Here is a 12,281-nt window from a genome sequence, read left to right as displayed (position 1 = left end):
CTAGGGGGAGCCACTGACAACGCCGGTCGGATTCCACGGTTCATAACAATCCCGGGCCCTCCAGCATGCCCGACGCCGCACTCGACCCTATAGCACGCACATTCGATTTGCGGGTCCGGTCCACTTCCTTCACCCGAAGGAGTGGCACAGTTAGGGTCGGCCCATGATTGATCACGCGCGTGACCTGGCGTCTGTACGTGACGCGACCGACCGGCTGCTGCACGCAGCCGCCACACTGGACAACGCGGCCATGGAGGCTCCGTCACGGCTGCCCGGCTGGAAGCGCGGCCACGTCCTCGCCCATCTGTCGCGCAACGCGGACGCACTCGTGAACGTTCTGCAGGGCCGCCCCATGTACGCCTCCGCCGAAACCAGGGACACCGACATCGAGCGGGACGCCCCACGTGCCCTGGACATCCAGCTCGACGACCTGCGGGAGAGCTGCGCCCGCTTCCAGGAGGCGGGGGCCGCGCCCGCGGACTGGTCGCGCACGGTCGAGCTGCGCAACGGGGTCACGGACTCGGCGGCCCGGGTGCCGTTCCGGCGGTGGGTGGAGATCGAGCTGCATCATGTCGACCTGGGAATCGGATACGAGCTGGAGCATCTGCCGGCGGAGTTCGTGGAGCGGGAGATCGACTTCCTCACCGAGCGGTTCGCGGACCATCCCGCGGTCCCCGGCATCACCCTGACCGCCCTGGAGGACCCCGGCCGGCTCGTCTGGTCCACCGGTCGCAAGGACACCGGGGCCGTCACCGTGACGGGTCGGTCACCCGCGCTGCTCGGCTGGCTCGCGGGACGCACCCGGGGCGAAGGGCTGACCGTCGTGGACGAAGGTGCGGCGCTGCCCGTACTGCCCGCGCTGTGATCTCGTCGGTAGGCTGACAGCCATGACGTACAGCGGAACGGTGACGGTCGGCGGCCCGGCGGACGTGCACGAGCTGAAGGACCTGATGATCACCAAGATCGCGGTCGGCCCGATGGACAACAACGCCTATCTGCTGCGCTGCCGGGCCACCGACGAGCAGTTGCTGATCGACGCGGCCAACGACGCGCACTCCCTGCTCGGCACGATCGGCGACGACGGCATCGCGTCCGTGGTCACCACGCACCGCCACGGCGACCACTGGCAGGCGCTCGCCGAGGTGGTGGCGGCCACGGGCGCGCGGACGTACGCGGGCCGGGACGATGCCGAGGGCATCCCCGTCCCGACCGACGTACCGGTCGACGACGGCGACACGATCCGGGTGGGGCAGGTGGAACTCACCGCCCGCCACCTGGTGGGGCACACCCCGGGTTCGATCGCCCTCGTCTACGACGATCCGCACGGGCACCCGCACGTGTTCACCGGCGACTGCCTCTTCCCGGGCGGCGTGGGCAACACGCACAAGAACCCGAAAGCCTTCGCCAGCCTCATCCACGACGTCGAGACGAAGATCTTCGACGCGCTTCCGGACGAGACCTGGGTCTACCCCGGGCACGGTAACGACACCACGCTGGGCGACGAGCGTCCGCATCTGCCGGAGTGGCGCGAGCGGGGCTGGTGAACGCCGGGTGGTGAACGCGGGACCCCGCGCGCCGAGCCTGCTTCGACACGCCGCGTGAAGAGCAGGCTCACGCGCCCCGTGTGAACCGTTCGCCCGCACCGATGCCTCGCGTGCGCTCCCCGGCCGTGCGGCCTCGCGGTCAACTGGAGGCAGCCCCGCGCGGAATGACGGCTACTGCGCGGTACGGGCCGCCGGTCCTTCGATCCCGCCCTCGACCGGCGGCCCCGGCCGTCGTCCCGGCAGCTCAGGCCTGGGTCCGCGCCGCGCCCGCGAGTGTCGCCACCCGCTCCACAGCGAACGCGTATCCCTGCACCCCGCACCCCGCGATGACACCGTCGGCGCGAAGAGAGACGTACGAGTGGTGACGGAACTGCTCGCGCTGGTGGATGTTGGAGATGTGCACCTCCACCACAGGTAGTCCGTCGCAGGTGTTGAGCGCGTCGAGAATCGCGACGGAGGTGTGCGAGTAGGCCGCCGGGTTGATCACGACACCGGCGTGGTTCAGCCGCGCCTCCTGGATCCAGTCGACCAGTTCACCCTCGTGGTTTGACTGCCGGAAGTCCACTGTGGCCCCGTACGCCGCCGCCGTCTTCACGCACAGCGCCTCGATGTCCGCGAGGGTGTCCGACCCGTAGATCTCCGGCTGGCGCTGCCCGAGCAGGTTCAGGTTGGGGCCGTTGAGCACCATGATCGGGGCGTCGGCGAGAGTGCGGGGCACGGTTCCTCCGGTCCGTTCGGGTCTGCCGGCCCTTGTGGGGGACCGTGTCTCGGCCCCCGGTTTATCACGGTGCGCCGGACGGGCGGGGACCGTACCCTCCGGCCATGACGCGAACCGTCCACCCGCCCAAGCTCGTACCCGGCGACCGAGTCGCCGTCGTCTCGCCCTCCGCCGGGCTCCCCGCCCTCTTCCCACGCCCGTACGAGCTGGGACTCGAACGGCTGCGTACCGTTTTCGGCCTGGAACCCGTCGAGTATCCGGCCACCCGGAAGATGGGCGCGACCCCCGGGGAGCGCGCCGACGACCTGCACGCGGCGTTCGCCGATCCGACCGTGAAGGCGGTGTTCGCGTCGATCGGCGGCGACGACCAGATCACGGTACTGCCCCTGCTCGACCGGGAGTTGATACGCGCTCACCCCAAGCCGTTCTTCGGGTACAGCGACAACACCAACCTGCACGCCTTCCTGTGGAACACCGGCGTGGTGAGCTATCACGGCGGTTCCGTCATGGTCGAACTGGGCCGCCCCGGGGCGATGGCGCCGCTCACCGCGGACTCGCTGAGGGCGGCCCTCTTCACCTCCGGACCGTACGAGGTGAAGCCGGCCGATTTCTGGACGGACAAGGCCCGGGACTGGGCGGACCCGGCCACCTTCGAGGCGGAACCGGAGACCCGGCGCGGATCGGGCTGGACCTGGGTGAACGCCGACCGGGTGGTCGAGGGACGCAGTTGGGGAGGCTGCCTGGAGATCATCGGCCGGCTGCTCATGGCCGACCGCGAAGTCGCGCACGATCCGACGGTCCATGACGGCGGAGTGCTCTTCCTGGAGACGTCCGAGGACATGCCGAGCAGCGACGAGGTCTTCCACACCCTGCGCACCTTGGGTGAGCGCGGGCTGCTCCGGCGCTTCTCCGCGCTGCTCATGGGCCGGGCGAAGGCCTGGTCGTTCGAGCGTCCCGACAGTCCCGAGGAAGGCGCCCGTTACGCGGCGGAACAGCGCGAAGCGGTGCTGCGAGCGCTGAAGGTGTACGCCCCCGGCACCATGGCGGTGTTCGACGTGGATCTCGGGCACACCGATCCGCAGGTGATCCTCCCCTATGGCGGCATGATCCGTGTGGACGGTCCCGCCCGGCGCATCACCGTCACCTACTGACCCGACGATGCCCCGGGCGCACGCCCGTCCCGGACGTCACAGGCGCTGACCCCCCGCACGCCCCCGTAACCCTCGATCACGGTGGGTAGTTGTCGCGGCATGCATGTAGCACACAGCGTGAGAACCCCTTCGATGCTCCGGCTCGCGGCGGCCTCGCTGGCCGGGACGGCCGTCGAGTTCTACGACTTCTTCGTCTACGGGACCGCGGCCGCCCTGGTCCTGGGTCCCCTGTTCTTCCCGACCCTCTCCCCGGTGTTGGGCACGCTGGCGGCGTTCGGGACCTTCGCTGCCGGTTTCGTGGCGCGACCGCTCGGTTCGGTTCTGTTCGGGCACCTCGGTGACCGGCGCGGGCGGCGGCCGGTCCTCATGGCGTCACTGCTGCTGACCGGAGCCGCCACGGTGGCGGTCGGTTGCCTGCCGACGTACGGAACCATCGGCACGGCCGCCCCCCTGCTCCTTCTGGTTCTTCGTTTTCTCCAGGGCCTGGGGCTCGGCGGTGAGTGGGGCGGTGCGGTCCTGCTGACCGTGGAGCACGCTCCGGCCCGGCGCCGGGTGCTGTGGTCGAGCTTTCCGCAGATCGGCCCCTCGCTCGGGTTCGTGCTGGCCAACGGCGTGATGCTGGGGCTGTCCGCAACGTTGTCGCAGACGCAGTTCGAGGCCTGGGGCTGGCGGATTCCGTTCTGGGCGGCCGGGGTGCTCGCGGTGGCGGGTCTGTGGCTGCGCGGCTCGCTCGCGGAGAGCCCGCTCTTCCTGGCACTCCACGACCGTGCGCGTGCGCCGTTCGCCGAGGTGGTGCGCGGCCACTGGCGACTCGTCCTGTTGACGGCCGGCGCGCTCGCGGTGGGGTACGCCGTCTTCTACGCCGTGACGACCTGGTCCCTGGTCTTCGCGACGGAGCGGCTCGGCGTGAGCCGTACGGTCGTGCTGGGCTGCGTCCTGGCCACCGTGGTGGTGCAGGGTGCCCTCACTCCGCTCTTGGCACTTCTGGGGGACCGCTACGGACGGCGGCCACTGTGCCTCGCGGGATGCGCGGGTGTCGTCGTGTGGATGTTCCCGATGGTCGGTCTGCTGTCGACCGGCGAGCCGGTGCTGATGTTCCTGGGGTTCCTCGGCGCGATGCTCTCCTTCATCACGATGTTCGCGGTGGTCGCCGCGTATCTCCCGGAGTTGTACGAGCCCCGGGTGCGCTGCACGGGTGCGGCGGTGGGCTACAACCTCGGTGGGGTGCTCGGCGGTGCCCTCACCCCGATCGTGGCCACCGCGCTCACCGGACACGCCGGCCGGGTGCCCTGGGGCGTCGCTGCCTATCTGACGGCCGTGGGCCTCGTCAGCCTGGGTTGCTTCGCTCTGCTTCCGGAGACCCGTCCCGCACCGGTCGCGGTCGCGGAACCCGCTCCCGGCTGACCTACGGCAAGTCGGCACACGGGGCGGGGACCGTCCGCGATCCGGGGACGAGACCGACGGGTGCCGGCGAGCACACGTGAGAGAAGTCCGGCAATGCGCCGCGCCTCCCTCACGGTGTGCCCGACCGGCACAGGTCAGGCCTCGATGCTGTGTTTCCGGGCCTTCTCGTCGTCCTCACCCGCGGCCTCGACCGCTTGCTGCCTCCTGGTGGCCAGCAGGCTGGTGATCGTCGTGACGATCAGAACGGCACAGATCACACCCAGCGAGACCGGGATCGAGATCTCCGGAACATGGACCCCGGCCTCGTGAAGAGCGTGCAGCACCAGCTTGACGCCGATGAAGCCCAGGATGACCGACAGACCGTACGAGAGGTGCACCAGCTTCTTGAGCAGCCCACCGATGAGGAAGTACAGCTGCCTCAGACCCATCAGCGCGAACGCGTTGGCCGTGAAGACGATGTAGGGGTCCTGCGTCAGGCCGAAGATCGCGGGGATGGAGTCCAGGGCGAAGAGCACGTCGGTGGTACCGATCGCGAGCATCACGACAAGCATCGGCGTCATGACCCGCTTGCCGTTCTGCGTGATCCAGAGCTTGGTGCCGTGATAGCGGTCGGCCACGCCGAAGCGACGCTCGGCGGCCTTCAAGAGCCTGTTCTCCTCGTACTCCTCGTCCTCCTCCTCGGCCCTCGCCTCCTGGATCAGCTTCCAGGCGGTCCAGATCAGGAAGGCGCCGAAGAGGAAGAAGACCCACGAGAAGGACGCGAGGATGGCGGCTCCCGCGGCGATGAAGGCGGCCCGCAGCACCAGGGCTATGAGGACACCGATGAGCAGCACGCGCTGCTGGTACTGCGAGGGCACCGCGAACTTCGCCATGATCAGGACGAAGACGAAGAGATTGTCGACGCTCAGCGACTTCTCGGTGATGAAGCCGGCGAAGAACTCTCCGGCCGGCTGACCGCCGCCGAAGACCAGCAGACCCACGCCGAAGAGACCGGCGAGAGTGATCCAGACGATCGTCCAGATACCGGCTTCCTTGATCGACACATCGTGCGGTTTGCGGCCGATGAAGAAGTCGACCGCGATCAGGGCGGCGAGGCCCACGATCGTCAGAACCCACAGGGTCAGGGATACATTCACTGCGCCTCCGGCAGTACGTCACGGCATAGGTCAGCGTCGTCGCCACCGGAGGTCTCTTCCACCCGCGGGGCGCCGGCGCTCGACGCGCTCGGTGCCTGCGGGCCGACGCCCCGGGATCTGGTCGGATCCGGACTGACGGGTACGCCGCAGCAGGTAGGGAGTACTCCCCTCCGTGTGAAAGAGAGTACCCGAATCACCAAGGAATGGTAAAGCGATGAGCAAAAGTAAGGCCGAACTCCCAGCTCAGAGTGGCTTTACTTACTCTTGGTGAGGGGTCTGTGCCGGATCAGCGGTCCCAGGTGCGGCGCGCCTCGGCGACCTTGTTGAGCACCTGGTCGAGCACCTGACTGTCCCGCGGGACACGCGGCGGCTCGTACGTCCAGGCGTGGCCGACCCAGGGGTCGGCCAGGTGGTCGTCGGGCACCGGGGACAGCCTCAGCAGCGAACGCCACAGGGGGTCCAGCAGAGGCCCGTAGGCGGCCGCGTCCTCCCGGTCGGCGACCATCATCAGATGGACACCCACGGCCGGGCCCTCGTCCGCGAGATAGCGCAGCCGGGTCACGGCCCGGTCGTCGAAGCCGTGCGGGAAGTCGTTGACGATCAGCAGTTGTTCGGCCGTGTCCAGACCGGGCGGGAGTGCGTCCGCCGCACCGCCGCGGACCGCCATCTGCACCAGGTCGACGCGCTCCGTGAGTCTGGTCAGCACGTCGGCCACGCTCGCCGGACCGACGGCCGGCGGGGCGGGGAGCACACCCGACTGCACGAGGGGCGTGAGTGACCGCGCGGCCGAACCCGCGGGGTCGATGACGTGCACCGCGAACTCGCCCGCCGGGTACACCGCGAGCAGCCGTGCCGCGTGCGCCACCGCCACGTCCATGGCCAGACGGCGCAGCTCGTCCGGGTCCACGAGCTCGTCGTGATGGCCCGAGCGGCCGCTGTCGATCCACAGCCCGCGCTCCAGCGGAAGCCTGATCAGCATGGGGATGCGCAGGCTCTCGCTCTCGGGCAGGTGCAGATCGCCGAGGCGCAGGGCCATGGGGATCTCCATCGGCACCCGGTACCCGTGCCAGACCGGGTTGTCCCAGCGCGCGAACGTCGCGGGCAGGGCGGGCTCGACGACGTCGGACTCGGCGATGAGCTGGGTCAGGTCACGGTCGAGCACGGCCCTGGCCTGGCTGACGAGCTCGGTGTGCTTCGCCTGGGCCGCCTCGCGTGCGACGTGGCCCTGCCCGCCGATACGGCTGCGCGGATCGGACAGGACCTTGTCCAGTTCCTGCTCCATGCGCGAGTCGGCGAAGTCGACGGCACTGCGGTAGGCGGCCACCGTACGCGCCAGGTCCTCGAACATGCCCCACACCTGGTTGTACAGGCGCTCCTCCATGGACCAGCCGGTCGCGGCGCCGGCGACCGGCGGTGCGGGCTGTCCGGGATCCGCGGGCGGCGCGGTGGGCGCGGGCGGGGGCGGCGCCCCGGCCGCCCGGCCGGGGTGCGTGTAGTTGATCGGGGCGCCCTGGGCGGCGGGCGGCGCGACCGGGCTCGCCGCGCCGGTGACGTCGTACGGGGATCCGTGCTGCGGTGCGCCGGGTGCGCCCTGCTGCGGTGGCACGGTGCCCGAGGCGCCCTGGGATCCCGCGGGGGCCGGCGTCTGCAACGCGCGCTCGCCCTCGGGCTGGCGCGGCGGGGGCGGCGCCACCGAACGGGCCAGCCCCTGGACCACCGCGTCGTTGATGCCGCTCGCGAGTTGCGTGGCCTCGGCCAGCCCCTGGTCCGCGAGCAGCGCGGCGAGTCCGCCGGCGTACCCCTGGCCGACGGCGCGCACCTTCCAGGAGTCCTGCCTGCGGTAGAGCTCCAGCGCGATGACGGCCGACTCGGAGTCCAGCCCCGTGATCGTGTAGCTGGCGACCTCGGAACCGTCGAGTCCCGTGACCGCGACGAAGGGGGCGGCGACGGCGCCGAACCGCACCGGACCGCCGGTCCCGGTCGGCAGGGCGAGCAGCACGTCCACCCGGTGCACGCTCTCCGGGAGGGCGTCCAGATCGAACGCGAGGCGATGATCGGCCGCCGCCTGCTTGGAGACCTCAAGGCCGGGCAGCGTGGGCGCGCCCGGGTGGGCCACCCACTCGGCGCCGCGCACCCTGCCCTGCGCGTCACTGAGCGTCGCCCCCGCCACCACCGGCTTGCCGGCCGACACCCGGATCTCGAGTCGGGCCTGCGGAAGCGGGTGGTTCTGCCCCCGGACGAGCTCGGCCGTCATCGCCTTGTCCCCCTACGTCGCTCGGTGTCCTGGGTACCCGGACGGCTACAGGTGCGGAACGATCGACGGCATCAGGTCCTGGAAGGTGCGGCCGTTGGCCGGGGTGCCGAGGGCCGTCATCGTCCAGCCCGCGCCCGACCGGTGCACCTTCGCCATGATCTGTGCCGTGTACGCGCCGCCGCCCGCGAGGGTGTAGCGCGCGAGTTCCTGGCCGCTGGACTCGTCGACCAGGCGGCAGAACGCGTTCTGCACCTCCTGGAAGGTCTGGCCCGTGAAGGAGTTCACGGTGAAGACGATCTGGTCGATGTGGACCGGGACGCGCGCCAGGTCGACGAGGATCGCCTCGTCGTCACCGCCCTGGCCCACACCGCCGACGAGGTTGTCACCGGTGTGCCGCACGGAGCCGTCGTCGCTCACGAGGTGCTGGAAGAAGACCACGTCCACGGGCCGCTTGTCCGCGAACAGCACGGCGGACGCGTCGAGGTCGATCTCCCGGGTGCGCGAACCGAACAGCCCGCGCCGGGGGGCCGCCTGCCAGCCGAGCCCCATGCGCACCGCGGTCAGCGTGCCTCCGTCGTTCTTCTGCAGACTGATGGCCTGACCCTTGGTCAAGTTGACGGTCACGCGCTGTTCCCCTCTCGAGCGGTCCCCTGTTGGCCGCGGACTCCGCGGATGCCAGAACCCTACGCAGCGGCACTGACACTGCCGAACCCCCGACCGCGCTTTGTGTCGGTGTTGCAACACAGCGCGGATCCGGGGGTCCGGCAGGTCTGCGGGGCCGTCAGGCGAGTCCCGCCTCCTTCATCTGACGCAGTTCCTTCTTCATCTCGGAGACCTCGTCGCGCAGCCGGGCCGCGATCTCGAACTGCAGATCCGCGGCAGCGGACCGCATGCGCTCCGTCAGCTCCTCGATCTGCGCGGACAGTTCGGCCGCGGGGCGGTCGGTCGGGACCGTCTCCTTCGCCTTGCCCTTGCCCTTGGCCGCCTTCGCGCCCTTCGCCGCCTGGCCGCCGAGCGAGGGGACGGGGGCCTTGGCGCCCTTGCCGTCCTTCGTCTTGCGGTAGCCGGTGCCGAGCAGCTGCTCCGTGTCGACGTCCTCGCGGGCGATCTGCGCCACGATGTCGTTGATCTTCTTGCGCAGCGGCTGCGGGTCGATGCCGTTCGCCGTGTTGTACGCGACCTGCTTCTCCCGGCGGCGGTTCGTCTCGTCGATGGCCTTCTCCATCGCCGGGGTGATCTTGTCGGCGTACATATGGACCTGTCCGGAGACATTGCGCGCGGCACGGCCGATGGTCTGGATGAGGGAGGTGCCCGAGCGCAGGAAGCCCTCCTTGTCGGCGTCGAGGATGGCGACCAGGGAGACCTCGGGCAGGTCGAGACCCTCCCTGAGGAGGTTGATGCCGACCAGGACGTCGAACTCGCCGGACCTGAGCTCGCGCAGCAGCTCGACACGGCGCAGCGTGTCCACGTCGCTGTGCAGATAGCGGACCTGGATGCCCATCTCCAGGAAGTAGTCGGTGAGGTCCTCCGCCATCTTCTTGGTGAGCGTGGTCACCAGGACGCGCTCGTCCTTCTCGGTGCGCTTGCGGATCTCGTGGACCAGGTCGTCGATCTGGCCCTCGGTGGGCTTGACCACGACCTCCGGGTCGACGAGGCCGGTGGGCCGGATGATCTGCTCGACCTGGCCGTCCGAGCGTGAGAGCTCGTACTGCCCGGGAGTCGCCGACAGGTACACCGTCTGGCCGATGCGCCCCTGGAACTCCTCCCACTTCAGCGGCCGGTTGTCCAGGGCGGACGGCAGGCGGAAGCCGTGCTCGACGAGCGTGCGCTTGCGGGAGGCGTCGCCCTCGTACATCGCACCGATCTGGGGCACGGTGACGTGCGACTCGTCGATGACGAGCAGGAAGTCCTCCGGGAAGTAGTCGAGCAGCGTGTTCGGCGGGGTGCCGGGCAGGCGGTCGTCGAAGTGCATCGAGTAGTTCTCCACACCGGAGCAGGTCCCGATCTGGCGGAGCATCTCGATGTCGTACGTCGTCCGCATGCGCAGCCGCTGGGCCTCCAGCAGCTTGCCCTGCTTCTCCAGCTCCGCGAGGCGCTCCTCCAGCTCCTTCTCGATGCCGTTGATCGCCCGCTCCATGCGCTCGGGGCCGGCGATGTAGTGGGAGGCGGGGAAGACGTACAGCTGCTCCTCGTCGCTGACGATCTCACCGGTGAGCGGATGGAGGGTGGAGAGGGCCTCGATCTCGTCGCCGAACATCTCGATCCGGACGGCCAGCTCCTCGTAGACCGGGAAGATCTCGATGGTGTCGCCGCGCACCCGGAAGGTGCCGCGGCTGAACGCCACGTCGTTGCGCGTGTACTGGATGTCGACGAACCGGCGCAGCAGCTGGTCGCGGTCGATCTCGTCGCCGACCTTGAGGCTGACCATGCGGTCCACGTACTCCTGGGGAGTACCGAGGCCGTAGATGCAGGAGACGGAGGCGACCACGACCACGTCCCGGCGGGTCAGCAGCGAGTTGGTCGCGGAGTGCCGCAGGCGCTCCACCTCCTCGTTGATCGAGGAGTCCTTCTCGATGTACGTGTCCGACTGCGGAACGTACGCCTCGGGCTGGTAGTAGTCGTAGTACGAGACGAAGTACTCGACCGCGTTGTTCGGCAGGAGCTCGCGGAACTCGTTGGCCAGCTGGGCGGCCAGTGTCTTGTTCGGCGCCATCACCAGGGTGGGGCGCTGGAGTTTCTCGATCATCCACGCCGTGGTGGCGGACTTGCCTGTGCCGGTCGCGCCGAGCAGGACGACGTCCTTCTCACCTGCCTGGATGCGCTTTTCCAGCTCGGCGATGGCCGTCGGCTGGTCACCGCTCGGGCGGTAGGGGCTGACGACCTCGATGGGCGCCACCGTGCGTTCGATCTGTGAAACGGGCCGCATGCCATCCACCGTACGACCCCCCACTGACAACGGGGGCCGGTCAGCGCCTCTGGGCGGTGCGGTAGCTGCGCTGACCGGCGCGCTCGGGGCTGCGCAGCAGCGTACGTCGCCCGGTGTCCTCCCACTCGGGATGGGCCGGGATCCCGGGCTTGCGCTCGACCGGCTTCCAGACGGGCTTGCCCATGACGATCAGCGGGTCGAACAGTACGACGACGCCGGCCAGGCACAGGAAGACGAGCGGTCCGATCATCAGCGGGGCGAGCAGCGCGGCGGGTGATTCACCGGCCGGAGCGTGGGGAGAGGTGTGCGCGTGGACACGGAGCGCGGCCATCCCCGTGTAGTGCATACCGCTGGCCGCGAGCCCCATGACGAGACTCGCACCGATGCTCCACAGAAAACCGCGGCCCTGGCCTGCCGCCCAGAGTGCCGCGGTCGCCGCGACGACCGCTATGACGACCGAGGCGGTGACGGTGAGCGTGTTGTATCCGAGCACTCCGTTGAGCCGCATCCCCGCCATGCCCAGGTAGTGCATGGAGGCGATACCGAGACCGGTGATCGTGCCGCCCGTGAAGAGGGCCACGCCGGTGGGACCGCGGTAGCCCACGATGAAGACCCCGACGCCGACCATGACGATGGCGACGGCCAGGCTCGCGAAGGTGATCCCCCGGTCGTAGTGGATCGGGGTCTCTTCGACGCTGAAGCCCATCATCGCGACGAAGTGCATGGTCCATACGCCGGAGCCGATGGCGGCCGCCCCCAGGGCGAGCCACCCGACCCGCCGGGACCGGACGACCAGCATCGATCTGGCGGTGCAGCGCAGACCGAGCGCGCCGCCGAGGCAGGCCATGAGGTACGCCACCACAGGTGTGACGAGTCCGTAGCTGAAGCCGTCGACGGTGCTCTGCATGCGCGACCGCCCCTCCCGCCCTGATGCGTCCTTGAATCCGGAAATGCCCCCCATCCCCAGGACCGCTACGAACGGTCAGGGCTGCTGAGGCAGAGCGTAAGACCCCCACCGGAACGGTCGAACGATATTCCGGCAAAGAATCACGGTGCTAACGCACTTGTGCGGCCCTTGTGCGCACCCTTGGGCAACTCCAGGCAATCTGTGCCCATCCTGCGCCCACCGTCCTTGACTCTCTGCTGTC

At 69.6% G+C, this 12,281-nt stretch carries 10 protein-coding genes; 4 read left to right on the top strand and 6 right to left on the bottom strand.

Annotated features, from left to right (window positions below; genetic code table 11):
* Window positions 1–163: 163 nt before the first annotated feature.
* A complete protein-coding gene (locus tag ACSHXN_RS30400; RefSeq protein WP_355130898.1) occupies window positions 164–865 on the top strand; it encodes a maleylpyruvate isomerase family mycothiol-dependent enzyme in 702 nt (233 codons plus the stop codon).
* 22 nt (window positions 866–887) lie between these two features.
* Complete coding sequence (locus tag ACSHXN_RS30395; RefSeq protein WP_355130900.1) at window positions 888–1,544, top strand: MBL fold metallo-hydrolase; 657 nt, start codon at window positions 888–890, stop codon at window positions 1,542–1,544.
* Window positions 1,545–1,788: 244 nt separating this feature from the next.
* Here ACSHXN_RS30395 and aroQ read toward each other — a convergent pair whose 3' ends face one another.
* A complete protein-coding gene (aroQ, locus tag ACSHXN_RS30390; protein WP_355130902.1) occupies window positions 1,789–2,262 on the bottom strand; it encodes a type II 3-dehydroquinate dehydratase in 474 nt (157 codons plus the stop codon).
* Between the two features lie 104 nt (window positions 2,263–2,366).
* On the opposite strand from aroQ, the gene ACSHXN_RS30385 reads away from it, so the two are divergent.
* The gene (locus ACSHXN_RS30385) at window positions 2,367–3,413 is read left to right on the top strand and encodes a S66 family peptidase (RefSeq protein ID WP_355130904.1); all 1,047 of its coding nucleotides are present in this window, start codon (window positions 2,367–2,369) and stop codon (window positions 3,411–3,413) included.
* 132 nt (window positions 3,414–3,545) lie between these two features.
* Window positions 3,546–4,817, top strand: a complete 1,272-nt coding sequence (locus ACSHXN_RS30380; protein ID WP_438306513.1) for an MFS transporter — start codon at window positions 3,546–3,548, stop codon at window positions 4,815–4,817.
* Between the two features lie 134 nt (window positions 4,818–4,951).
* Here ACSHXN_RS30380 and ACSHXN_RS30375 read toward each other — a convergent pair whose 3' ends face one another.
* The 5 genes from ACSHXN_RS30375 to ACSHXN_RS30355 form a co-directional block, all read right to left on the bottom strand.
* Window positions 4,952–5,953, bottom strand: a complete 1,002-nt coding sequence (locus ACSHXN_RS30375) for a TerC/Alx family metal homeostasis membrane protein (protein ID WP_355130906.1) — start codon at window positions 5,951–5,953, stop codon at window positions 4,952–4,954.
* Between the two features lie 286 nt (window positions 5,954–6,239).
* Window positions 6,240–8,207, bottom strand: coding sequence for a TerD family protein (locus ACSHXN_RS30370; protein WP_438304376.1), 1,968 nt, complete (start codon window positions 8,205–8,207; stop codon window positions 6,240–6,242).
* A gap of 45 nt (window positions 8,208–8,252) precedes the next feature.
* Complete coding sequence (locus ACSHXN_RS30365) at window positions 8,253–8,831, bottom strand: TerD family protein (protein WP_355130910.1); 579 nt, start codon at window positions 8,829–8,831, stop codon at window positions 8,253–8,255.
* Between the two features lie 157 nt (window positions 8,832–8,988).
* Window positions 8,989–11,133 carry an excinuclease ABC subunit UvrB gene (gene uvrB, locus ACSHXN_RS30360; RefSeq protein WP_355130912.1) on the bottom strand — a complete coding sequence of 715 codons (2,145 nt, stop codon included), beginning with the start codon at window positions 11,131–11,133 and terminating at the stop codon, window positions 8,989–8,991.
* A gap of 40 nt (window positions 11,134–11,173) precedes the next feature.
* Entirely contained in the window at window positions 11,174–12,040 is an 867-nt protein-coding gene (locus ACSHXN_RS30355; RefSeq protein ID WP_355130914.1) for an MHYT domain-containing protein, read from the bottom strand.
* Between the last annotated feature and the right edge of the window lie 241 nt (window positions 12,041–12,281).

Source organism: Streptomyces sp. HUAS TT11 (assembly GCF_051553595.1).
GTDB lineage: Bacteria > Actinomycetota > Actinomycetes > Streptomycetales > Streptomycetaceae > Streptomyces.
Note: the sequence above shows the minus strand (reverse complement) of the source record. Positions and strands in the feature narration are given on the sequence as shown.

Excerpts from the sequence above, each read along its gene's own strand:
- ACSHXN_RS30400 (WP_355130898.1), top strand. The coding sequence starts at position 164 with ATGATTGATCACGCGCGTGACCTGGCGTCTGTACGTGACGCGACCGAC.
- ACSHXN_RS30395 (WP_355130900.1), top strand. The coding sequence starts at position 888 with ATGACGTACAGCGGAACGGTGACGGTCGGCGGCCCGGCGGACGTGCAC.
- ACSHXN_RS30385 (WP_355130904.1), top strand. The coding sequence starts at position 2,367 with ATGACGCGAACCGTCCACCCGCCCAAGCTCGTACCCGGCGACCGAGTC.
- ACSHXN_RS30380 (WP_438306513.1), top strand. The coding sequence starts at position 3,546 with ATGCTCCGGCTCGCGGCGGCCTCGCTGGCCGGGACGGCCGTCGAGTTC.
- ACSHXN_RS30370 (WP_438304376.1), bottom strand. The coding sequence starts at position 8,207 with ATGACGGCCGAGCTCGTCCGGGGGCAGAACCACCCGCTTCCGCAGGCC.
- uvrB (WP_355130912.1), bottom strand. The coding sequence starts at position 11,133 with ATGCGGCCCGTTTCACAGATCGAACGCACGGTGGCGCCCATCGAGGTC.
- ACSHXN_RS30355 (WP_355130914.1), bottom strand. The coding sequence starts at position 12,040 with ATGCAGAGCACCGTCGACGGCTTCAGCTACGGACTCGTCACACCTGTG.